This is a genomic window from Mycoplasmopsis anatis, from assembly GCF_900660655.1.
GTDB classification, from domain to species: Bacteria; Bacillota_I; Bacilli_A; order Mycoplasmatales; family Metamycoplasmataceae; genus Mycoplasmopsis; species Mycoplasmopsis anatis.
On sequence record NZ_LR215035.1, the window covers coordinates 938,029 to 963,276 of the forward strand.

Below are 25,248 nucleotides of genomic sequence, written 5' to 3' on the forward strand. Positions count from 1 at the left end.
TCCCTTTCATAGAAAGAAAAATTACGGTTTTCCCGTAATTCTCTTACTCTTCTACACTTTTTATTAAATCATCAATACTTACATTTGCATCGTCACTTTTAACTTGTTCTTCTTGTGGATCTTCAGGAAGTCTAAGATTTTTGGCGATGTAGTCGATTTCCTCAGAAACAATTGTTTCTTTTTGTAATAGTCTTTCTTTAATAAGTTCTAATAATTCTCTATTTTCTTGAATTGTCTTAGTTGCTAAAGCTAAAGCATCACTTATAATTTTTCTAACTTCTAAATCGATTTCATGACCAATCTTTGAACTATAATTACTATTTGTAGCTAAAGTTCTTCCTAGGAACGGACTACCTTCATCATTTTCATATTTAACTGGTCCTAAATCACTCATACCATATTGAGTAACCATTTTTCTCGCAATATTCGTTGCTCTATCAATATCGCTTCCAGCACCGGTTGAAATATTTTCTTGTCCGTAGATAATCGATTCAGCGGCACGTCCTCCCATATAACTTGCTATCGTTGCTAATAGCTCACTCTTAGTCATGTTATATTTTTCTTCCTCAGGTATAATTAAGTTATAACCTCCAGCATCTCCACGAGGTACTATGGTAATTTTTTGAACTTTGCTTGCAGAAGGAACTTTAATACCTACAACAGCATGACCAGCTTCATGATATGCGACCATTGTTAGCTCTTCTTTTGTAATAACTCTAGTTTTTTTAGCAGGTCCAGACATAACACGGTCAATAGCTTCATCAAGAATAGCTAATGTTATTTTGTTAGAATTTTCTCTAACTGATAATAATGTAGCTTCATTGATAACATTTTCTAACTGAGCACCTGAATACCCAGGGGTTCTTTTTGCTATATTTTTGAAATCAACATTAGAATCAAATCTTTTTCCTTTTGCGTGTAATTTTAGAATATCTTCACGTTCTTTTACATTTGGTAAACCTACAGTGATAGTTCTGTCGAATCTACCTGGACGGGTTAATGCAGGGTCTAAAACATCGACACGGTTTGTTGCTGCTATATATAATATTCCTGCGTTAGATTCCATTCCATCCATTTCAACTAATAGTTGGTTTAATGTTTGTTCACGTTCATCGTGACCACCACCGATACCACTTCCTCTTGTTCTACCAATAGCATCTAATTCATCGATAAAGATAATCGCAGCAGGGTTTTTTCTAGCTTCTGCTACAACTTGTCTAACTCTTTTTGCCCCTAAACCTACAAACATTTCAACAAAACTTGATGCTGAAATATAGTAGAATGGAACATTAGCTTCTCCTGCTGTTGCTTTTGCAATTAAGGTTTTACCTGTACCTGGAGGACCTCCAAGTAAAATACCATGTGGCATTCTGGCTCCAGAGTCTTTATATTTTTTAGGATTCTTTAAATAATCTACAATTTCTTTAATTTCTTCAATTGGTTCTTGATTTCCTGCAACATCTTTGAATTTTTTATCAGAAATAATTTTTTGAGCAGGACTTTTATCACCAAGGATCCCAGAACCGCCTGCACCGGAATTCATTTTTAAGGTGATTCACATAAAGAATCCAATTACTCCGATTATCAAGATTGTTGGCAATAAAGTTACAAGTCATGAAACAATTGTTGGAGTTTGTTTAGGAATTGCTTGACTTACATCAAATGTTTTGTTAGTTGCTTGATATAGCAAATCTGAAAATGAAGCATCAGGAAACTCTGGAAATTTAATATTTCCTAAAATACTCATATAACTTTGTAGAGCTCCACCAGCTCTATAATTATTAAGTACTAACTTACCATCAATACTGCTTACAACTGTTCACGTAGTTAAATTTGTGTTTGGATCATATACAATATTTTGAATCTTGTTTGTATCGCTTGGACCAGTTTTGACAATTTCTTGAATTTGACTTAATAATTCACCAAAATTGGAATTTTTATAAGCCGAAAATCTTAAAATGTCAAAAAGAATTCAAGTTGCTATTGCTAAAAGCACAATAACTAAAAAACCATAAACTCAAATTTTTCTTGGATTTTGTTTATTATTTTTCATTTTTTCCTTTCTTTAATATAGATTTTAAAATTATACTTTAATGTTGACTTAATTTAAATATAACTTTCCTTTAATTTTAGTTATAAAAATATTATTTTTTAGTTTATATTTTTTTGTTCTATTATTTGATATAACAAAATCGATAATTGATTTAATTTTCATTTTGCTTAAGTTTATATCATTATAATTATCATTTACAAATTTATATATTAAACTTTCCTTGTATTTTAATTTTTTAAAAATATCTTGATCAAATATCGCTTCCTTTCATATAATGTAAAGTTTATTTACTTTAATTTCTTTTCGATGATAAAGTTTTTGCTTCATATTAATATGTAAAACAATTATATTTTTTACAAAATTAGGACAATTTGCGAACTTTATGCGTATTTTGTTTCTTTCATATTTTGTTAGTTTGTTTGTATAATCTGTGGCGTATTTAACTTTATGCTTTATACATAATTTCTCTATTTTATTCTTAAAAAATTTATATAAAAATGGTCTATAAACGTTCATACCATAAATGTGATTAGATTGTTTTATACCTATTGAAAATTTTATTTTATTTTGTTTTTTATTTAGAAAATATGTTTCGATCAAATCATCTTTGTGATGTGCAACTAATAAAAAATCAGCATTGATTTCTTTATAAATTTTTGAAAAAAATAAATATCTTTGCTTACGAGCTCAATCTTGGAAATTGTTTTTAATATAGTCAGATTTTTTTAATATTAATTTGTGTAATTTAATATTGTTTATGCTTGTAAAATCGCTAACTATTTGTTCGTCTTTTCAACTATCTTCACGCTGATTATAATTAACAAAAGCAACCTCAATATCTAAATTATGTTGAATACATTGAAACAATAAAAACATACTGTCAGGTCCACCACTAACAGCAACTAATATTTTTTTGTTTTTTAACTTATTGAAATTATTCATCTAACCTCTTTTTAACTTTGCATTAAAAGAGTTCATCACTGTAGTAATATCATTAAAAGCGAACGAAATAGCAGCATCAGCGGCTAAATTAAGAACAGGTTCTAAAAATAGCAATTCATTACTTGTAAAGCGTCCTAAAACATGATCTTTTAATTCTTTGTTTGGGTTTTGCCCAATTCCAATTCTAATTCTTTTATAATTAGGATTACCTAGACGTTGAGTAATGTTCTTTATTCCGTTATGTCCCGCATCACTTCCACCTATTTTAATTGACGCTTGGCCAACTCTAAAGTCTTTTTCATCATGAATTACTAAAACATCATCCCAAGAGATTTTGAAAAATGAACAAAGGTTCAAAACAAAATCTCCTGAGTTATTCATATAAGTTAAGGGTTTAGCAATAATTAAATCATCAACTTTAACAAACTCCCCATTTGCTCTGCTCTTATTTAATGAAACATTTAATTTCTCACAAATTTTATCAATAACCATAAATCCTGCATTATGTCTAGTTAGATCATATTCTTTACCAGGATTTCCTAAACCAACTATTAATCTCATATTAATATTAATAATACCATTTTAATTCGCTTTTATTATCGAAATTTAGTAATAAAAATCATGCTTGAGCATGAAATTTATCTTAAATCAATTCTTTCAAAAACTAAAGTTGCTTGTATTCTATCTCCGCCTAGTAATCCTTTGCTTGTACTATTTACAGTAGAAATAGTGTGTAATCTATATCCTTTAGCAGCTTGTAAATTAATCACTTCTTCTAAATCACTTAAATTACCTGATCCAGTTCCAAGAAATTTTTCTTTTAAAGTAACTTGAATAACAACATATGGTAAATTTTTACCTGAAGCTGTTGAAAATGTTGAGTAATCTGAATAATCCGCCATAAAACCTCCTAAATATAATTATCAATTGTTATGTTTTATCATCTCTAAAATTTTATTTTTCACTTCACTAAATCCTTCATAAATTGTAGCGTGTCCACAATTATTTATTGTAGTTAGTTCAATTCAATTATTTTCTTCTTTAATTCTGTTAATTAGATGTATTGGAACAAATTTGTCTTGATCACCAGTTATTATTGAATAATTTTTAAGTGAAAACAGTTCTTTTATTAAATTGTTATATTCTATATTAAGAATTTGATTTTTCACCATATATTCAAAATTGTTCATTCTTTGTGTTGAAATTGTTTTAAAACTAATTGCTCTTTTTTCAGCTGCAGTTTTTATTAGCTCATTTAAATTATAAAAAAGTGATGTGTAGGATTCATAAATATCATCAAAACTATCTGGTAATAATCTATTGCTCATTATTTTTACATGTTCTTTTTCTGAAGCAATTAAATAATTAAATGGAGCAATTAAAAGACAAAATTTAATGTTTTTTAATTTTTTAGCAGCATATAAAGCTGATGCTGAACCTAATGAATGAGATACTATATAGATATCTTTATTATAAAAATGTTTGATAATAAATTGTTCTACAACATTTTGATAATCTTCAATTTTTAGTTCATTTTCATACACCGATTGCCCACAACCGGGTAAATCTATCGCAACTGAAATATAATCATTAGAATTAAAAAGTTTAACAAAAGTTCTATAACTATCTGCAAAACCATGCAAAAAGAGAACTATTGGTTTATTTTCTTGAAACTCTTCTGAATAATAATTTATTTCAAAGTTGTTTATTTTTTCTCTATATAACATTACCCAAAAATTAATTCTAAAATTTCGTCAATTTGAATTGTTCCGAAATATTCTTCAAATCTAATTGAATTTAATACATCAATTACTGCTTGTTTTGAATATTCTAAATTATCAAATTTACCAACTATTTCATTGACATCTAGCTTGCTTAAGAAATCACCTTCAAAAACAATTTCTTTAAATTTATTATTTTCTACATTGTACTTAATCTTTAAAATACCACCTGGAAATTTTTTAGCGTTAGAAGCTTGAAAATCAGCATTTTTGTTATATAACCATTCATTTGATTTTTTATATTCAATCATTTGATTTAATTTATCTTCATATTTTTTATATGGTATTTCAATAATTTCTCCATCACCATTTTTAACAAAATGTTCAATTAATTTTTCAATAAATTCTTCAACACTCATTGAATAATTTAATTCTTTTGCAATATTTGTCACTCTTTGGCGAATTGATTGAACACCTTTGGATTCCAATTTTAATTTAGATGGATTTAAAGCATTAGATAATTTTGTTAGGTCTACATCAAATAATAAAGTACCATGCGAAACTATTCTATTACCTTTAATAAATTGTGCATTTCCACTTATTTTAGCACCATTACACAAAATATCGTTTCTTCCGTGGAATTCAGCATTTAAACCTAATGAATTAAGAAAACTGATGATAGGCTGTAAAAATTTTTCATATCCTGCTTGTTTATTGTAATCTGTAATAAATGAAAAATTAATATTGCCCAAATCGTGATAAACAGCTCCTCCACCGCTTATTCTTCTTGCTAATTCTATTTTATTTTCTTCAATATAATCTCTTTTAATTTCTTCATAAGCATTTTGATTTCTTCCAATAATTACAGCATTATTGTGTTGATAAATTAAAAAGATGTCTCCAGTCATCTCTGGATCGCTAGTAATTAACTCTTCTAAACTTAATGTTGTATAAGGACTTGTTGATTTTATTCTAAATATTTTCATATTTTTATTATATTACAAGTTATTTTTGAGTTAAAACAAAAATACAGAATTGATCTGTATTGTAAAATGTGAATTAGTAAGTCTTTGTTAGAAAGTTAATCAATATTAAATTAATACTTTCCCTATCATAGATTCTATTGCTAAAAAACCAAACTTTAAGCTATCATTACTTTTAGATAAATTTGTTCCTAAAACAAAACATGAATCATTTGGAACAATAATATTAATCTCATCAGTTATAAAATTATCAATAATAAAATAATTAGTGATATCTTGGCCATTTAACAAAATTTTGTTATTTGATACAAATATATGATCTCCACTTAATCCTACAAGTTTTTTAATTATTAATGTGTCATTTTTATTGATTAACACATCATCTAAATTTGAAAAATTTTTAGTTTTTCACACTAAATGAATACTGTTGTTTTTGTAATGAGGTAACATTGAATCTCCATCAATCTTAATAATCATAAAATTAATAAAATACACAGATATTATAATGACAAAAATTAAAATTAAAAAAGTAATTAATAAAATTATTTTGTTGATTTTGTGGTTTTTTAAAATATTAATACTTATCATTTTTTAATCTAATACTTTCTTCATTATTATGTATAAAAATAATTAATGAACTCGATTTTTTTTCTAATTTCAAATACTAATTCTTTGTTCTTAATAAACTTAAGCTTTTCTTAAAGAATGTAGTTATCGAAATCGAAGTATAAATAATTATTGTAAATGCAAAAATTATTAATCATAGGATAAACATTTTAAGATATATTTCACTGATAATCGGGGTGATTTTACTAAAATTCTCCATACTTGAATACAATGAATTTTGAAGTAATTGTACTGACGCAAACGAAAACAGTAATGTTAATAACAACATTAAAACAATTGTGCATAAGTGATACATTAAACTTTGTAATGGTTTAGCGCCATAAACTTTTAGTATACCTATTTCTTTTTGTTTGCTATGTATACTCATAAAACTGAATATAGTTATAAAAATCAGCGAAAGCAATCCTAATCCGAATGAAATATAAGCTAATATAATTGAAGTTGAACTTTGACTATTAACAATTTTACTAATAGCTTGATCAGTATAATTCGTTACACTATAATACGATGTGTTTTGTAAGTTTTCAATTTTACCTTTGTCATCAGTATACACATTTATAGACTTGTATAAGTTTTCTTTTCCTATATTGTATAAATCATTCGAAACAAGAATTTCATTAGATTCGTTTTCATAAATCCCTACTGCTTTAACAAGAAAATTATTACGTCACCCACCTATTGTAAAATACTCATTTAAATATTTAGAATTTGCATATTCACTACTTGATGGTATTAAAATTTCATTAAAGTTTGAAATATCTTTACCTTCTAATATTTTAACATTGTCTTGATGTGGTATTACTTTGTAAGATGTCGGTGAAATTAAATTACTAAGGTGTTGGTCTTGGGCGGTTTTACTAATGAAATAAATTTCTTTATCGAATATTCCTGCTATATCTCAAGCCCACTCAAGAGACATGTTTTTGCTAAAATAAGTATAATAGGTATCATTAATAGTAATATTTTCATTTACTCCAACAATATTAAAATCATATTTAATTTCTTTGTTGTTATCAGAAACATAAATTTCAATTTTTTTACCAACAGGATTACTAATATTTAATTTTTCTACTATGTCCTTACCTAAGACAATGTCATTATCATTTAAAAAGGGGATTTTAGTATTCGAATTAATTCATATATTTTCCATCATATATTTACTGTTGTCGCTAAAAAATATATTATTAAAAACTTCCCAATCATTGTTTATGTAAAAATAAGGTACTCGATTAATGTATTCCTCTGAAATATGATCGAACCCGTATTTCTTTAAATTATTTAAATCTCAACTTGTTAAAAAATTTGAGTTTTTATATCCTTTAATTTCATAAATGTTTTGTTCTATTTGATTTTTATACGATTTATTTATATTAAAAGAATGTTGTGTCAAATTAATTGTTGTACTTGTGCTGATGCATGTAGTTACAAATGTAAAAATCACTAGCAAAAATAAAAATCACTTCTTCTTAAAATCGGATCAAGTTAAACTTAAAATAGGTTTAAATTTAGTAAATGAATTTTTCTTACTTTTTATATTACTTATGTTTTTCTGTTCAATACAATCAATATTATTTTGAATCAACGTTTTAGATTCTAAGTCAAATATGTAATCACCATATTTTTTAGCTGCTTCTAAATCGTGAGAAACAACAATAATTGTTTTTGATTTCTTTAGATTTGAAAGTAAACTAAATATTTCATCACTATTTTTAGCGTCTAAATTTCCTGTTGGTTCATCACACAAGATGATATCAGACTCTCTGGTTATAGACCTTAAAATAGCTACTCTCTGTTTTTCTCCGCCACTAAGTTTAGAAACTCTTTTGTTTAATGTTTGCTTAGATATATTAATTTTTGAAGCAATATCATAAATATCTAATTTAGAAATATTTCTATTTATTATTTGATTAGAAATAATAATATTTTGTAGACCACTTAAATTTTCAATTAAATTAAAATCTTGAAAAATGAAATCAATTTTTTGGTCATTGTTGTGGTTATTTATATTATTTGAATCGTCATTAATGAATATTTCGCCTGAATCTGGTTTTTCTAATCCTGCTATTAAATTTAATAATGTTGATTTTCCACAACCTGATCTACCTACTATAAAAATTAACTTATTATTTTCAAATTCTAAATCAAGATTTTCAATCACAACTTGATTATTAAATTTCTTAGTTAAATTTCTAATCTTCATCATATTGCGTTACCACGTAATTTCTTGAAAATTTCCTTTGAAATTGCACTAACTTTTGTGTCAACAGAAGTTGAAAATCCATTACCAATAAAAAATTCGCTTCTTATCACCGTTGCTCCACCCGATCAACTCGAAAATCTAGCGGATAAATCATAATCATAGAATATTAATTCTTGATTTAGGTATTCACGTGTCTCGTTGTACTCTTTATCATTAGAAGAAACAGACACAGAAAAACCTAATGATGCTTCTGCTCCATTTGTACCAGCGCTAATTCCTCCCGAAAAACTACCACCATTAATACCTCAATAATCTAGAAGGTATTTGTTTGTTTGGGCTATTTTAGGAATTTTATATGGTTTTTCGTTTTTGAGAACTTCACTTCAAGATTCTCCACTTCAATGAGCTCGATCTTTTTCGAATCAATTATGAAATATTTTAATTTTTCCTTCGTTTCCCACAAATAAATCAAGTCCTTTAAAATACTTATAAGCATATTTATTTGTAGAAATTTCTTCAATATCTATTGTGACCGCTTTTGCATTTTCAACATTTAATGATATAGCTAATGCGGTCGGAACTGAAACTGCTACTATGGAAGAAGCAGCTATAGTTGTTATATATATTTTTTTCACATTTCTCCTTATTTAAATATTATTTAAAAAGTTTAATTCTAATAAATCTTTTAAAGTAACTAAATTTTTAGGTTAACTAAATAAATATCGATACTATTATCTGGTGTGTTTTTGATACTACTTTTTAATAAATTAAAGTAATTGATTATCGGATCAGAAAGTTCGTTTTCAATTCCTAATAATTTGATTGAATCTAGTAAATCTAAAAATTGTCAAGTTTTAATGGGGTGTAAAACTAATTTGTTTTTATTCTCTATTATTAGATTTTCTAACTTTTTATACTGATTGTGGTAAATGAATTTGGCCATTAATAATGTGTTAATTAAGAAATCGAATGTCATTTCTCTGTCTAATTTTAAAAATGAGTTTAAATTTCATTCTATTAGGTTGTTTATATTTCTTTTTAAATATATTTCATCATCAAAATTCCCAAAAATATTTAATATTTTTAACGCATATAAATATGAAGTAAAGTTATTATCTAATTTTAATTTTTCGTTCACTTTATTCATTATTTCTTTTCATAAAGTATTTAAATAGTTATTATCATATTTAAATAATATTTTTGAGTAGTAATAAATTTGTATAAAGTCATCTGAACTTCAGATTTCATCACTTCTAATTAATTTAATAACACTTTGTTTAATATACTTATTAACGCTTTTGTAAAATTGATCAGAATTGGGTGAAATTGATAAACTAAAAAAAGTATTTTTTGCATCATGAGTATAATATGTATAAAGTGATTTTTTTCAATAATTTATATGAGAAATAATTAAATCATCAGAGATGTTCTCGTTCATTAATTCTAAATAATAAGAAAATAAATTTGGATCAAATTCAATAATTTCATCGGTTGATTTGTTTGAATATCAACTTTTTAGTTGGTCCATTTTTTCTGGATAGAATGCTGGTAAAATTCTAGTTCAATATCTTAATCAAGTTATATTATTATTTAAATTCATGTCTATTCATGTTCGAATTTTTTCTTTATCAAAACTGTAAGATGAAATATCGCTTGCAGCAATATATATCGCAGTAATAGCCATTCAAAATGAAGTATTGTTGACATCAAAATTATTCAATATTTTTTGAATATAACTAGAAATATCGTATCTTTTATAAAAGTATTCTAAATTATTTTCGATAAAAAAGTTATAAATTTGTCCGTTAACGAGAATGTAATTATTTATATTATTCTCATTTGCAAAATAACCTTCAGAAGCATTTCAATATTGATCTAATTTTTTTTCTATTTCACTTGTATTAAATTTACCAAGATCATATAAAGTAGACATTGAACTAACTAGAGAAGAGTCTAATAAATAGTATTCTAATTCAGTTGTATTTAATAAATTTTCTATTTTATTAACTATTTCATAATCTTTATTATTTAAATATTTTATGATTTTTTGAAAATCGAACAATGATTGTTGATCTAAAACTTGTTTTTTATCATAAATAAATACATCACCTTCATAATTTATAATTTTAGTTCTTACTAAATCATCATACTGAGTTGTTTCTAAATCTTTTTCAATATTAATTGGTAATAAATTTACTTTAATATTACTCTTTAATTTATTGCTCACTAAAATAACCGTTGGAATAGATATAAATAAAGTTCCTAAAATCAAACCACTAGTTAATAAATATTTTTTGTGTATTTTCTTCATAATATTTCCTTTTATTTTATTTAAGTAAATTTGCCGTTTTTTTATTAAATTTAAATATAGATATCATTGTGTAAATTAGCACTGAAATAATAGATAAACTAATTCAACTAACAAATAAGGCGGTAAAATTGTAAGCTCAATCAAAATTAATTTGAAATTCCATAACTTCTATATAACTGGAAACTCATAAATGAACAGGATAGTAAAGCGAAAAACTTATTATTCCTGTTACTAATAAAATTAGAATGAGAGAAGTTATATGATATGAAATGCACATAAAATTTTTAGCACCTAATACTTTAAATACTCCTATGTCTTTAGTTTTAGAATCATTTAGCATTTTACCTGTTGTGACTAAAATTAAGAATGATATTAATGAAATCGATAAGGAAACATATTTAAGTGCTGTATGCAGTCCTAATGAATTATTTAATACTTTTGCTAAAAATAATGTTGAAGGTTTTGAAATATTATATAAGTAATTAGTGTTTTGGAGTTTTGATGTTATTTCTGTATCATCGCTATATATTTTTAAAAAATTCGTTTGTACCTTATCAATATTTTCAAGAAACTGTTTAGAACCTGCTATTTCATTTTTGTCTGATTCAAAAACACCCACGATTTTAGCATAAATATTTTTACTTGGTGCTTGTATTAAAAATTCAGAATTTAATTTAATATTAGAGTTATAAATTGCTGATGAAATTAATATTTCATCATTATTTTGAATTTCTCTACCATTAGTTATTGTTAAATTACTATTATTTAGAAAATCTGTTATTTTTATATCTATAATCCGGCTATTTGAAAAATAAGTTAATGTATATCAGCCATCGATTAAGAAATGTTCTTGAACTAATTTTAGTTTAAGATCAGGATTTATAAAACTTAAATAAAAATGATAATTTAATGAGGTTGAGTAATTTATATCTACAACAGTAAACTCATGATTATAAATTTTGATTTTATTTCCAATTAAATCTTCAGGTTTCAATTTTAATTTAGAAACTATATCACTACTTAATATAATTTCGTTTTCTTGTAAGAATTTAATTTCGTTATTTAAATGCAATTTAACATTATTTCTATGGTAATCAATATTATCATATCCCTCAACTTCTAAATTATTTATTAATATTTCACGGTCATTATAACTAACTAAGTAATATTGATCGCCAAATTTGTATTCTTCAACTATTCTAGTTACATTAAAATTATTTTTTATATATTCAATTTCTTCATTGGAAAAAACTGCTTTATTTTTCTTGGTTAAATTATATTCATCTAAATTTGTTTTATTAACGTTAGATTGAACCATATTTTCGTTAATGTGAATTAAATTATTAGATGTTGAAATGAATAGTGTTGAAAACACAAAAGAAAACATTAGTAAAATAAAAAGTACAAATTTCTTTTTATAGTCAGATCACACTAACTTTAAAGTAGGTTTTCATTTTGAATTTTTAATTTCTACTTTTATTTCGTTACTTATTTCTTTATTTTCTGTCTCGATAATTTCATTATTAATAAAAATATTTTTTTCTAAATCATAAATGTAATCGCCATAGCATTTAGCTGCTTTTATATCATGAGTAATTACAATTATTGTTTTATTAGATTTTAAGCTAGATAAAATTTTAAAAACTTCATCGCTATTATTTTGATCTAAATTTCCTGTCGGTTCATCACATAAAATGATTTCTGAATCTCTAGTAATTGATCTTAAAATTGCTATTCTTTGTTTTTGACCACCACTTAATTTACTTACTTCTTTATTTAATATTTCTTCAGAAATATCTAGTTTTTTGGCTAATTTGATTATTTCTTTTTTACTAATGTTTCTATTGATTATTTGATTAGCAATCAAAATATTATCCATCGCTGATATATTTTCAACTAAATTATAACTTTGAAAAACACAATCAATTTTTTTGTTTTTTAAATATTCATTAAGTCTTGTTCTTTCTTCCCCAATATAAATTTCACCCGAATCTGATGTTTCAATTCCTAAAATTAAATTTAGTAATGTTGTTTTACCACTACCCGATCTTCCAGTAATAAAAATCATCTTATTTTTAGGGAATTTTATGTTTAAATTATTAAAAATAACTTGATCATTAAATTTCTTGCTTATGTTTTTTAATTCAATCAAAATTCCCCCCTTTTACGTAAATTATTTTAAATTATAAAAGAAAAATGACGTATATTTTTATGTTTTCTTCATAAAACACGTCATTTATATTATCATATTTCAAAAATCTCTTCTTTTTTAGAAAATAATTTATCACCTTCATCGAGGTTATAAAACTCTTGAAATTCCTTAATATTTTTAAGTTGTAAATTAACTCTTTCTTTTGCAGGAGAATGCACATCTGTTAAAAGTCTTCTAATTGAATGTTCTTTATTAGCATAACCTCTTTCACAATATGCATAATTAGTGAAGAAATCATTAAGATCAAAATCTTTTTCGCTTGAACCAGCTATTAAGGCCGAAACAATTCCTCCATTATCAGCAATATTTTCAGAAACAGTTAATTTACCATTAACCTTTCCATATTCAGTTTTGTAATTATCAAACAAATCGATCATCTTTTGGGTTTTGTTTTTAAAGTTATCATAATCTTGTTCAGTTCATCAATTTTTAAAACTTCCATTTTCATCAAATTGTGCACCATTATTATCAAAAGCATGAGAAATTTCATGACCAATAGTCATTCCTAATCCTCCATAATTTTTCCCACTTGATGCATTATAATCATAAAATGGAGCTTGTAAATATCCTGCTGGAAAAACAATTCTATTAGAAAATGGATTGAAATATGCATTTACTTCGTAAGAACCCATATGTCAAATATTTTCATCTACATTTTGATTATATTTAGAATGTTCAAAATCTGCTAACACTTTATCTAAGTATCTAAAATTACTTAATAAATTTCCACCTTCGGAAAAGTTTAAAATCTTGAAATCATCAAAATATTTCTCAATGTATCCTGGATAACCTACCATTGGTTGAATTTTTTCTAATTTTTTAATAGCCATTTTAATTGTATCTCTAGACAATCAGGTGTTTTTTTCTAATCTTTCTTTATAAACATCAATAATTTTGTATACCATTTTTTTAACATCTTCTTTAGCTTCATCACTAAAATTCTTTTTACCATAATATAAACTTAAAACTTCGCCAAAGTAAGAAAGTGTTAAATAGTATGCTCATTTTTCTAAAGTTTTATTTTCTTTAGCTCCAGTTAAAGCTTGAGTTAATTCAAAATAAATTTTTCTTGTTTCTTCAGTTAAAAACGAACCATAGAATAAAAAGTTTTTTACTAAAATTAATGATATAAATTTATCAAAATTATCTTGATTATAAATATTTTGATAATTATCAATGTATTTTGGATTTTCTACAATAATTTGATTAGGTAATTCCTTAATAGTATCTAAAATATAACTCTTGGCATCAATATTATTATAAATATTTAAGAAATCATTCATTTTATAAGGATTATAGTATTTTGCTGTATCTGCTTTTTCTTCACTTGATTTCATGAATTGAGCAGCAAATTGATCAAATTCAAAGGCTTTTTTAACAATTGATTCAATTCTGCTATTTTCAAAACCGTAAAGTTTCATTAGCTGTGTCACAACATTTCTTATAGCGTTGAAAATTTTATTTTTCTTTTCTTCATCTTCATAATATTCTTTAGAAGGCAGTAGACCTCTATAGTCATTTGCTCAAATTGTATAAATTTTATTATTAATAAAATCTTCTGAAATGTTTATTTCTAAAGGTAAAAAGGCAAAAACTTCTTCATATTTTTCTAAATTCTCATAAATTTCAGAATAACTTTTTGTGTTAAGAATCAAATTAACTTCATTTTTAATACTTGCTCAAGCACTTTTGTTTCTGTTTTCTTCATCAATGAGCATTTTATAAAAATGAACCATTTCTCTCATTTTATATTCATTAGGAATTGAATCTTCATTCTTAGCTCAATTTTTCATTAGTTTTCTTAATTCTTCATCAATTTCTAAACTTTTTTGTGAATATGAGCTTATTTCACTTCTATCAGCTGGGATTGGTGTATTTTTTAATCATTCTTGATTAACAAAAGTGAAAAAATCATTTTTAAGTAATTTATTATCCATATATCCCTCCTATTTTTTAATATCTTTTCATTTATAAGGAAATTCTTTAGGTGTACTTCTTAATTTTGTAAGGTGTACAATATAGTTGTTTTTATCACTATTTAATATATCTAATTTATCAACTTTAATGTCATATTTTAGTTTCTTTAAGATTTCACTTGCATTTTCAATTTCTGATTCGTAATTTTGACCTTTTATTAAACTCATTTTCCCATTGATTTTTAATAAATGAAATGAGCTCATCAACATGCTTCTAATATCCGCTACAGCTCTAGCTACTATTAAATCAAAAATGTTTTTCTCATAAACTTCTTCCGAGCGAATTCTAACTACCTTTGCGCGATCGCTTATGTCGAACATATCAATAACTTCATTAAGAAAATTAACTCTTTTTTGAATAGGTTCGTAAATAGTTAATTTATTCTTATTATTTAATAAAACGTATGGAATGGATGGAAAACCTACTCCAGCTCCTATATCTAAAATTTCGATATTTTCTTCATCCTTACATACTTTTTCCATATACATTAGTGATTCAAAAATACCTTCACCTCAAAGTTTGTCATCATAAAAACCCGTAAGGTTCATTACTTTATTTTTTTCTTCAATAAAATTTACGTATTTTTCAAGTATAGAAAAATCATAATTATTGCTTTTACAATAATTAATAACGATTTCTTTGTTTGTCATTAGAATTTTTTAATTTTCCTTTTAAATTTACTGTATAAATCAGAAATGCTTTTGCCTTCAATAGAAGATTCAATAACACCTGCTAAAAATTCACCTAAACTAACTATTTCTAATTTAGTATATTTTTTAGCTAATTCATAATTATCTATCGAATCTGTAATAATAACTTTTTCAACATTAGGATTTTGTTCAAAAGCGTCAAAACCTCTGGAGAAAATACCATGACTGGCCATGACAATAATTTTTTTCGCACCATTTTCTTTCAGTGCGTCAACAGCTTTTAAAATTGTTCCACCAGTATCGATAATATCATCAATAATTACTGCATTTTGGTTTTCAATACTTCCAATAAGCCCCATAACCTCTGTTTGGTTTACTCCAGTTCTTCTTTTATCAATAATGCTAATTCTTACTGAGTTGGCTATTAACTCTGCTAATTTTCTTGCTCTAACTGTTCCACCATGATCAGGAGAAACCACTGTAAATTTTTCATTTCTTTCAACTAAAGCTTTAGCTAATGGATATTGACCTCTTAAATCGTCAATAGGAATATCAAAAAATCCTTGAATTGAAGGATTGTGTAAATCTACACAAATTAATTTAGTTGCACCTGCTTTTTGTAAAAAATCTGCAACTAATTTAGCACCAATAGGTTGTCTACCCGCAGCTTTTCTATCTTGTCTAGCATATCCATAATAACTTAAACAAACCGTAATAGATTTTGCACTAGCTCTTTTAAGCGAGTCTAAAAATAATGATAATTCCATAATATTATCATTAACTGGTCTAGAAGTGTTGGCTATAATATAAACATCTTTCCCTCTAACAGTTTCATCAGCCACCATCATAATTTCACCATCTGCATAAACAGTTTTAGTTATTCCGGTGAGAGGAATATTTAATATTTCAGAGACTTTATTAGCTAAATTTTTTGAATTATCAAGCCCAAAAAGCATCACATCTTTCTTTTTCATTTTTCCACCTTTATTATAATTTATTAAATTATAATATAAATTCTTAATTACCTTTATTCTTAATCGTTAATTTTATTAATAAAACAGAGTGCTTAAACACTCTAATTATTGAATTTTTCTAAAGATTCATAAAGTTTAATTAAAGATTCTAAATCAAGTTGTTGAACTCTAATACTACTATCTATTTTTAGTTCAGAATACGCTTTGTTTATAGTGTCTAAAGAATACTTATTTAATAATGAATAACTCATTTTTTTTCTTCTTGCAATAAAGCATAACTTAAAGAATTCTTTTAATTCTTGATAGTTTTTAATATTTTTTTTGAATTTTAATGAAATGATGGCTGAATCAACCTTAGGTGCCGGACTAAATGAATTAGATTTAACAATAAACTCTAATTTACATTCTGCTAGATATTGACAAGTGAGGGAAAGTTTTGAATAGTCTGGTGAATTTTTTTGAGCAATAATTCTTTGAGCAACTTCCTTTTGAACCATTAAAATTGCACTATTAAAATTTTTAACATAGTCAAAAATTTTAAAAAGTATATCTGTTGTTATGTAGTATGGAATGTTAGCAATTACATCATAACCTTTGTATTCTTCCAAATTAGCATTTAAAAAATCTATTTGATTTAGCTCAAAATTATCTTCATCAATTTCTTTTTTTAAAATAGCGACCATATCAGGATCAATCTCAAAACAAACAAGTTTATTTGCTTCTTTTACAAGAATTTTTGTTAGTGCACCTCGTCCAGGTCCAATCTCTATGATATTTTTGTTTTTTGGTTGTGAAACTTCGATTATTTTTTTAATAATATTCTGGTCTATTAAAAAATTTTGACCGAATTTCTTTTTTGCATAAATTTCTTTTTTCATTATTTTATATTAAATAACTCTCTTAAATTTTTGTTAACAATCGAAATAAACTTATCCATACCCATTTCTAATAATCCACCAATATAATAACTGACAAATAAAACTTTATTTGGTTCATTTTTCTCATCAACATATGGGTGGGGTCTTAAATAAGGACTATCTGTTTCAACCAAAATTCTATTCAATGGTGTTATTTTAATAACCTCTCTCGCGTTTTGGTTAGATGCAAAAGTTATAGTTCCACTAAAACTAAAGTATGCATCTAGTTCTTGAAATTTTTTAGCTCACTCTACTGTACCGCTATAGGTGTGAAGCATAAATTTAACTTTGTATTTTTTTATTAAATCATAAACGTCTTGATATGCTTGATCACAATTATCTTTATCTCTAATATGAATTACAACAGGTAAATTTAATTTTTGAGCTAATTTTAATTGTCCTTCCATGCTTTTGATTTGATTTTCACGAGTCGGAGCGTCTTCATAATAGTAATCTAATCCTATTTCCCCGATAGCTTTGATATTTCAATCGATTAAGGATTCAATTCTTAAATAATCTTTTTCATCTTTACCATCCTCTGGATGAATACCGATTGCCGGAATTAAAATATTAAGATGTTTATATCTATTTATTAAATCTAATATTTGTAGATTTTCTTTTTCATGTCCACCATTGACTACTAAAAACTCAATATTGTTTGATATAGCTTGCTCAATTATCATATCAATATGTTCTAATAAATATGAACTATTTGTTAGGTGACAATGTGCGTCAACAAATTTACTTCTTTTTTTACTCATGTGTTTATTATAATAAAAAAATATTTTTATGTAATTTATTGCTCATTTAAATTAAAATATTATTATAAAAATAATATATTAAGGAGAAAAATGAGTAAAAATAGTTTAAAAAATGATTTTTTTAATTATATAAATCAAGAGTGACTTGAAAAAACACAAATTCCTTCAGATAGACCTGCAATATCTGGTTTTGGAGAATTAGATTTAGCGATCGAAAAATTAACAATTGATTTAACATTAGGTTTTGCTGATGGTTCAAAACAAATGCCGAATGATAAATATATCAAAGAATATATTAAATTATTCAAAAAATTCTATGATGCTGAACAAAGAAATAAAATTTCCTATGAGCCAGTACACAAAATTTTATCTAAAATTGAAAAATTAAGTTCTTTTGAAGAACTAAATAAAAACTATTTAGAATTTCAAAAATACTTTAGTTATCTTCCTGTTGATTTTGGTGTTGCTGAAGATATGAAAAACAGCAAAATTAATGTTTTATGAGCTGAAACGCCAAATTTAATTCTTCCTGACAAAACTGATTATGAAAACGTTGAAAATAGAGACAAAAAATTGAACGCTTGAAAATCAATGACTAGAAAATTATTGAACAAATATGGTAAAAATGATTTAGAAATTGAAAAACTTCTTGAAGATACAATTAAATTCGATTCATTATTAATTGAATCAGCAAAAAATAGTGTTGAATACGCTCAATATACAAAACTTTATAATCCATTAACACCAAATGAAGTTAAGAAGTATTTTGTTGGTTTTGATTTTATGTCACATGCATCTAAGTTAGTGCAAAACAAAGAAATTGACAAAATTATTTTCCCTAACGAAAAAATCTTTCCAGTGTTTAAAGATATTTTTAACGAACATAACTTTGAATTATATAAATCTGCATTTTTAGTATTTAACTTATTAAAATTAACCCCATATTTAGATGAAGAATCAAGAATAATTTCGGGTGAATTTAGTAGATTTTTAAGTGGTACAAAAGAAGCTAAATCATTAACAAAATATGCTATGAATTCATCTTTATCATATTATTCAATTCCATTTGGAATTTACTATGCCAAAACTTACTTTGGAGAAGAAAATAAGAGAGAAGTTGAGAAAATGATTCAAGAAATGATTCAAGTTTACAAAGAAAGACTTGAAACTAATAGTTGACTTGAACCTCAAACAATAGAAAAAGCATTGGAAAAATTAAACAAAATTGAATACATGGTTGCATACCCAGAAGAGCTTCAACCTGTTTATGATCACTTAATAGTTGATGAAGACAAATCTCTTGTTGAGAATGTTCTTGAATTCAACTCAATCAGAAATGAATTTAATTTCAAAAAATATTTAGAAGAAACTAACCCTAAATATTGAAGTATGTCTCCAGCAACTGTAAATGCTTACTACAATCCAATGAAAAACCACATTGTATTCCCCGCAGCAATTCTTTCTTACCCATTTTATTCACCTAAAAATAGTTCAGCAGCTAATTTTGGTGGAATTGGTGCGGTTATAGCTCACGAGATTTCTCACGCTTTTGATAATAATGGTTCGCAATTCGATTCAGAAGGTAATTTAAATAATTGATGAACAGAAAATGACCTAGAAAAATTCAACAAAAAAATAGAACATATTATTAGACTATTTGATGGTAGAGAAGTTATTTCTGGTGAAAAATGTAATGGTACTTTAACAGCTTCAGAAAATATTGCTGATTGTGGTGGTTTCCAATGCGCTTATGAAGCAGCAAGCAGAAGAAGTGATTTCAATAGAAAAGATTTCTTTGAATCTTGAGCTAGAATTTGAAGATTTAAATCAAGTGATGAATACATTAAATTACTTTTAAGTACTGATGTTCATGCTCCAGCTAAACTAAGAGCAAACGTACATTTAATGAATTCTCCACAATTCCAAGAAGAATATGGTATTTCAGAAAATGATCAGATGTATCTTTCAAAAGATGAAATGTTAGAAATTTGATAGTTAATTAAGTGCATTATTTGCACTTTTTTAAATATAAAAATGCAATTAAATTGCATTTATTTAATTCTAAAACCTTTAATCAAGAGATTTTTCATCTTTGTATTTACTTTAATTTCTTTTTCTCTTTCCTCTGATACTTTATTTATGTAATATTGATAATCTCCTATTATAATTAAGTTTTTTCTTGCACGGGAAACTGCTGTGTAAATAAGTTTTTTATTTAACATAAAATCAAACGATGAATTAAACGGGAAAATAACACAATCAGATTCACTACCCTGAAACTTATGTATTGTTATAGCATAAGCTAAGCTAACTTGTGTTTTAAATGCACTTTCATTATAAATAACTCTTTTTACTTCGCCATCAAGAGATTTAAAATCAACAGTTATTTTTTTACCATGTTTGGATGATTCACCACTTTTTTTAAGTGTATTTTCAACGTTAGTAATATAGCCAATATCACCATTAAAAACATTATCTTCATATCTATTTTCAGTTTGAATAACTTTATCACCAACTCTAAATTCAATTTTAAATTGTCCATTAGTTATTTGTGTCACAATTTTCCCTTTAGGGTTAACTTTATCTTGAATTAAATTGTTTACTTCATTGATTCCAAACTCTGTTTTATAGGTAGGAATCAAAATAACAACATCATCTAAAGAAAATTCCTTAACTTTTTTTAGATATTGCTCTACAACCGTATTATTAAAATTATCATCGTTTGTTTCAATTATTTTTACAACTTCTTGATCAAACGATGGGTTTTTATTTGTGTTAATTATAGCATTGAAATGTTTAGGTATTTCCTTATATTCGCTTCTATGATTAAGTGTTAAAAAACATGTAGTTATAACTTTAGAATCAATAAAATCTTTCAATAAATTTCCGCATGAAATTGAAGGTAATTGATTAATATCACCTATTAAAATAATTTTTCTAATATTTTTTGAGTTATATAAAAGTTTATAAAATATTTTTTGATTAACCATTGAAAACTCATCAATAATTAAAACCTCTTTTTCATTAAGTTCATCAACATTTATTGAAATATCCGCATCATCTTCATCAATCTTTAAGTAACTATGAATAGTTTTACATTTCACTTTCGCTTTTAAACTTACGTTGGAAGCTGCTCTTCCTGTTGGAGCTAAAACTAAAACTTTATCTTGGTCTGTTAAATTATTGTGTTTTAAGTTTTCAATAATTTTAGCTATAAGAAAAGTTTTACCAGTTCCTGGTGCACCAGAAATAATAGTAATATTGCTATTTCATACATTACTAAAAGCATTTTTTTGCGACTCATCTAGTTGACTTAAATATTGTTGATGAACATTTAGCTTAAACAATTCAGATGAATTAATTCTACTAATAATTTCACTAATTGTTTCTTCTTCATCTTTAGTCGATAATAAGGAAATATATATATTTGAGTTGATTCGCTCAACTAAAAAATATTTTTTTTCAATACCATATTCAATGGCTTCGTTAAATATGGGAATATCAAAGGCTGCGTAGTTTTTACTTTTATTATAAATTTTCTCTAAATCATAAAATGTATCATTATTTCTTTGTTGTTCGTAAGAAATTAATGAATATATATAAGCACAAATTCTCTCAAAATCTAAATTAATTAATTCATCACTATTTTTAATTTCTAAAAGTCTAACTAATTCATCTAATTTAACTATCGGAATTGGATGATCATAAACTAATTTGTATGGATTAATTCTAATAAATTCATTCTTTAATATTGCATTTGGGTTATTAAGCACTCTGTTTTTAATGTAATCAGTTACTGTAGTTAAGCCATTTTCTTCAAATATTTTTTGTTCATTTAACATTTCTAAATTAGCTTTAAGAAGTTCATAAACACTAGGAAAATTGTTTCTTAGGTCTGATATCAATTCGACATCTTCGTTTTGAAAAAGCATAAAAAGTTTATCAGCATAGGTATCTTTAAGATATTTAATGGTTATTTTATTTACATTGTTTTCTAATAAAAAATCATAAATTTCATAAGATTCATTCAATATTTTTTCAAATTTAACCAATGTATATCTACCTTCATATTTTTGATTCTTTTCAATTCAAATCGAATACATTTTATGTAATTCAGGGATGTTATGAGTACAATAAACAGTGTAATTTTCAGAAACTTTTCCTTCTTTAAATGATTTAAAAGTAAGAAGAGCGTAATTACCCCCTTCATGTTTCATTATATATTTAATAAATTTCCCTATTATGTTAATCATAATTTTTTATTTTAAACTATTTTGTAAATAAAACTATTATTTTAACTTTTTAGTAAAATTTAATTATGTATAAAACAAAATTGGATATCAAAAAAACTCAAAAAGCTATTGAATTGTTGAAATTTACATTTACTAAAGAGTTGCATAAAAATCTTAATTTAACAAGAGTTTCAGCTCCATTATTTGTATTTTCAAGTAACAAAATTAACGATGGTTTAAATGGTGAAAAACCAGTAATTTTTAATGCTAAAACAATTGATCAAGACATTGAAATAGTTCACTCATTGGCTAAATGAAAAAGAATGGCACTAAAAAAATATAGATTTGATGTTTATGAAGGAATTTGAACAGATATGAATGCAATCAGAAGAGAGGAAGATTTAGATAATAAGCACTCATTATATGTTGATCAATGAGATTGAGAAATGATCATAAAACAAAGCGATAGGAATCTTAATTTTTTATTTAATGTTGTTAAAAAGATCTACAAATCAATTTTACACACTGAAAGAAAACTAAATATAGAATATGCTGAATTAAGTGAAAAATTACCTAAAACTATTAAGTTCATTTCAAGTGTTGAACTTTACAATTTATACCCTAATTTAACACCTGAAGAAAGAGAAAGAGAAATTGTTAAATTACATGGTGCTGTTTTTGTTTATGGTATAGGGAACAAATTAAACGATGGTTTAGAACATTCAAAAAGAGCTTTTGATTATGATGATTGAACGTTAAATGGGGATTTATTATTCTATGACAAAATTAATGACGATTGTATTGAAATTAGTTCTATGGGAATAAGAGTTGATAAAAATTCATTATTAAATCAAAAACAAAAATTAAATAAATCTGATGAATTTATGAAAGAGTATCATCAAATGATTTTAAATAATCAGCTTCCTTTCACTATCGGTGGAGGAATCGGACAAAGTCGTTTATCTATGTTTTTATTAGAGAAAAAACACATTGCAGAAGTTCAAGTGTCATTATGAGACGAACAAAACAATAATTTCTTTGAAGAAAATAATATTGAATTTTTATAATTATGTGTGGTGGAAAAAATGTGTGGAGAAATTATTCTCTACATTTTTTTATTACACCCATAATTACTTATAGTTTTAGGAATTTTATCCTGTATTTCCCACTAAATGTGAAAAATGGAGGATTTTTTAAGTGGGGAATGTAGGTCACACCTGTTATTTTTTATGTAATTTCAAAAAATGATAATTAACACATTAATTTGTATTTTTTTTATTAAAAAAAATAGTTGAATTAATCAACTATTGTTCACTTTCTATTTTAAATAATGAATCATTTACTCAAACAATATCGCCTGGTTTAATCTTTGAGCTACGTCCTTTAGCTTCATTACCATTAATAACCACTTTATTCACTTTAAGGAAATTTTTAGATTCACCACCTGTGCTTGTTTCCTGAATTTTTTAAGAAATTGACTTACTTTTATAGAATCACCATAAATTTTAACTGTCATATGTCTCCTTAGTATCTTCTTAATGGCGTAATAACTTGTTTGTTGTTTTCGTTAGATTTACTTACTATTAACATTATATTACCATTTTTATTGATGCATAAATTAATTTCATCATTTTCAAATGCAGATAAGGCATCTTTTATGAAAATATAATTAAAATCTATATCGATTGGTTCACCAATTAACTCAAATTCTGTTGTTGAACCTGTAGATTGACCTATTTCACTTAAATTAGTTGATAACGTTAATAAATCTTTATTAATTTTAAATTCTACTCTGTTGTATTTTTCTTGTTGAACAAAAACAACTTTATTTAATAAATCTAATAACTCTGATTTCTTTATCGTTATTTTTCTACTGAATTCAGTTGGTATAATTCCTTCGAAAGAAACAAAAGGTACATCTACAATTGAAGACTGAATAATTGTGTTTTCATAAACTATTCCTACTTTAGACTCATCCAAAAACATTATAACATTCTTAGGAGCTTCTTTAGTAATCATATTTTTGATATTTTTACTTTCAATAGAGAAGTTTACATTTATGGGTTTATTAATTTTAATTGTTTCAGTAGAAAGTCTAAAAGTATCGGTTGCAACTAATCTCAAAATATCATTTTTACTTGAAAAATTTATACATTTTAAAATTAAACTTTTTCCACTTGTTTCATTAGATGCAGAAAATGAAACATTTCTTATAGCTCTTTCTAATTTACTAGTATTTATTTCAAAACTATTTTCAGGTTTTTTAAAATCTATATTAGGAAATTCTACGTCTACACAATTTAATGAATACGATATTTCTTTTTCTCAGATTTTGATTTCTTTTCCGTTGGATTCAATTGAAATTTCTTCGTTTAATTTTTTGATAATGTTTTTAAAGTATTGATTATTTATTAATGCATTACCAACTGTTTCAACTTTAATATTTAATTCATCCACTTTTAATATTTTTTTAGTTGACATCAAACCATTTGATGCTGTAAAAATTATTTTTTCATACGAAACGTCTATTTTAACACATCTAAATGGCATAAAAACATTAATAGGATCAACGTACTTACTTATGAATTCTATTGTTTGGTCAAGTATATTTTTTTTAATTGTAAATTTCATTCCATTCTCCTAAATAATAATTAATATATGCATATCAAATCTGTTGATAACTCTTTA

At 25.2% G+C, this 25,248-nt stretch carries 21 protein-coding genes; 2 read left to right on the plus strand and 19 right to left on the minus strand.

Features of this window, described 5'->3' with window-relative positions:
* Positions 1 to 43: 43 nt before the first annotated feature.
* From ftsH to EXC66_RS04160, 16 genes are all read right to left on the minus strand, one after another.
* A complete protein-coding gene (gene ftsH, locus EXC66_RS04085) occupies positions 44 to 2,053 on the minus strand; it encodes an ATP-dependent zinc metalloprotease FtsH (protein ID WP_006886448.1) in 2,010 nt (669 codons plus the stop codon).
* 48 nt (positions 2,054 to 2,101) lie between these two features.
* Entirely contained in the window at positions 2,102 to 2,995 is an 894-nt protein-coding gene (gene tilS, locus EXC66_RS04090; RefSeq protein ID WP_006886449.1) for a tRNA lysidine(34) synthetase TilS, read from the minus strand.
* Entirely contained in the window at positions 2,996 to 3,556 is a 561-nt protein-coding gene (pth, locus tag EXC66_RS04095) for an aminoacyl-tRNA hydrolase (RefSeq protein WP_006886450.1), read from the minus strand.
* A gap of 77 nt (positions 3,557 to 3,633) precedes the next feature.
* On the minus strand, positions 3,634 to 3,897 hold the full coding sequence (locus EXC66_RS04100; RefSeq protein ID WP_006886451.1) for a DUF4177 domain-containing protein: 264 nt from the start codon (positions 3,895 to 3,897) through the stop codon (positions 3,634 to 3,636).
* Positions 3,898 to 3,915: 18 nt separating this feature from the next.
* Entirely contained in the window at positions 3,916 to 4,722 is an 807-nt protein-coding gene (locus EXC66_RS04105) for an alpha/beta fold hydrolase (protein ID WP_006886452.1), read from the minus strand.
* Positions 4,722 to 5,702 carry a lipoate--protein ligase gene (locus EXC66_RS04110; RefSeq protein WP_006886453.1) on the minus strand — a complete coding sequence of 327 codons (981 nt, stop codon included), beginning with the start codon at positions 5,700 to 5,702 and terminating at the stop codon, positions 4,722 to 4,724. The genes EXC66_RS04105 and EXC66_RS04110 overlap by 1 nt, the downstream gene beginning before the upstream one ends.
* Before the next feature lie 105 nt (positions 5,703 to 5,807).
* Positions 5,808 to 6,287 carry a signal peptidase I gene (gene lepB, locus EXC66_RS04115; protein ID WP_006886454.1) on the minus strand — a complete coding sequence of 160 codons (480 nt, stop codon included), beginning with the start codon at positions 6,285 to 6,287 and terminating at the stop codon, positions 5,808 to 5,810.
* Positions 6,288 to 6,363: 76 nt separating this feature from the next.
* Positions 6,364 to 8,529, minus strand: a complete 2,166-nt coding sequence (locus EXC66_RS04120) for an ABC transporter ATP-binding protein (protein WP_006886455.1) — start codon at positions 8,527 to 8,529, stop codon at positions 6,364 to 6,366.
* Positions 8,508 to 9,161 (minus strand): hypothetical protein, encoded by a 654-nt coding sequence (locus EXC66_RS04125; protein WP_006886456.1) that lies wholly within the window; start codon positions 9,159 to 9,161, stop codon positions 8,508 to 8,510. The genes EXC66_RS04120 and EXC66_RS04125 overlap by 22 nt, the downstream gene beginning before the upstream one ends.
* 59 nt (positions 9,162 to 9,220) lie before the next feature.
* Positions 9,221 to 10,837, minus strand: a complete 1,617-nt coding sequence (locus tag EXC66_RS04130; protein WP_006886457.1) for a hypothetical protein — start codon at positions 10,835 to 10,837, stop codon at positions 9,221 to 9,223.
* 16 nt (positions 10,838 to 10,853) lie between these two features.
* Positions 10,854 to 12,989 (minus strand): ABC transporter ATP-binding protein/permease, encoded by a 2,136-nt coding sequence (locus EXC66_RS04135; protein WP_006886458.1) that lies wholly within the window; start codon positions 12,987 to 12,989, stop codon positions 10,854 to 10,856.
* A gap of 89 nt (positions 12,990 to 13,078) precedes the next feature.
* Positions 13,079 to 14,986: a M13 family metallopeptidase gene (locus tag EXC66_RS04140; RefSeq protein ID WP_006886459.1), complete on the minus strand. Its 1,908-nt coding sequence runs from the start codon at positions 14,984 to 14,986 to the stop codon at positions 13,079 to 13,081.
* Positions 14,987 to 14,995: 9 nt separating this feature from the next.
* Positions 14,996 to 15,676, minus strand: coding sequence for a 16S rRNA (guanine(527)-N(7))-methyltransferase RsmG (gene rsmG / locus EXC66_RS04145; RefSeq protein ID WP_006886460.1), 681 nt, complete (start codon positions 15,674 to 15,676; stop codon positions 14,996 to 14,998).
* On the minus strand, positions 15,676 to 16,650 hold the full coding sequence (locus EXC66_RS04150; protein ID WP_006886461.1) for a ribose-phosphate pyrophosphokinase: 975 nt from the start codon (positions 16,648 to 16,650) through the stop codon (positions 15,676 to 15,678). The genes rsmG and EXC66_RS04150 overlap by 1 nt, the downstream gene beginning before the upstream one ends.
* A gap of 101 nt (positions 16,651 to 16,751) precedes the next feature.
* Complete coding sequence (gene rsmA / locus EXC66_RS04155) at positions 16,752 to 17,528, minus strand: 16S rRNA (adenine(1518)-N(6)/adenine(1519)-N(6))-dimethyltransferase RsmA (protein ID WP_112579209.1); 777 nt, start codon at positions 17,526 to 17,528, stop codon at positions 16,752 to 16,754.
* A complete protein-coding gene (locus EXC66_RS04160; protein WP_006886463.1) occupies positions 17,528 to 18,328 on the minus strand; it encodes a TatD family hydrolase in 801 nt (266 codons plus the stop codon). Before EXC66_RS04160 ends, rsmA begins: the two co-directional genes overlap by 1 nt.
* A 90-nt stretch (positions 18,329 to 18,418) precedes the next feature.
* On the opposite strand from EXC66_RS04160, the gene EXC66_RS04165 reads away from it, so the two are divergent.
* Entirely contained in the window at positions 18,419 to 20,323 is a 1,905-nt protein-coding gene (locus EXC66_RS04165; protein WP_006886464.1) for a M13 family metallopeptidase, read from the plus strand.
* Between the two features lie 56 nt (positions 20,324 to 20,379).
* On the opposite strand, the gene EXC66_RS04170 is transcribed toward EXC66_RS04165, so the two are convergent.
* The gene (locus EXC66_RS04170; RefSeq protein WP_083815533.1) at positions 20,380 to 22,581 is read right to left on the minus strand and encodes an AAA family ATPase; all 2,202 of its coding nucleotides are present in this window, start codon (positions 22,579 to 22,581) and stop codon (positions 20,380 to 20,382) included.
* A gap of 65 nt (positions 22,582 to 22,646) precedes the next feature.
* Between EXC66_RS04170 and asnA the strand changes: the two genes are divergently transcribed.
* Positions 22,647 to 23,627, plus strand: a complete 981-nt coding sequence (asnA, locus tag EXC66_RS04175) for an aspartate--ammonia ligase (RefSeq protein ID WP_006886466.1) — start codon at positions 22,647 to 22,649, stop codon at positions 23,625 to 23,627.
* A gap of 237 nt (positions 23,628 to 23,864) precedes the next feature.
* On the opposite strand, the gene EXC66_RS04180 is transcribed toward asnA, so the two are convergent.
* Positions 23,865 to 23,978: an RNA-binding S4 domain-containing protein gene (locus EXC66_RS04180; protein ID WP_235666075.1), complete on the minus strand. Its 114-nt coding sequence runs from the start codon at positions 23,976 to 23,978 to the stop codon at positions 23,865 to 23,867.
* Between the two features lie 106 nt (positions 23,979 to 24,084).
* Positions 24,085 to 25,191 (minus strand): DNA polymerase III subunit beta, encoded by a 1,107-nt coding sequence (gene dnaN / locus EXC66_RS04185; protein ID WP_006886468.1) that lies wholly within the window; start codon positions 25,189 to 25,191, stop codon positions 24,085 to 24,087.
* Positions 25,192 to 25,248: the final 57 nt, after the last annotated feature.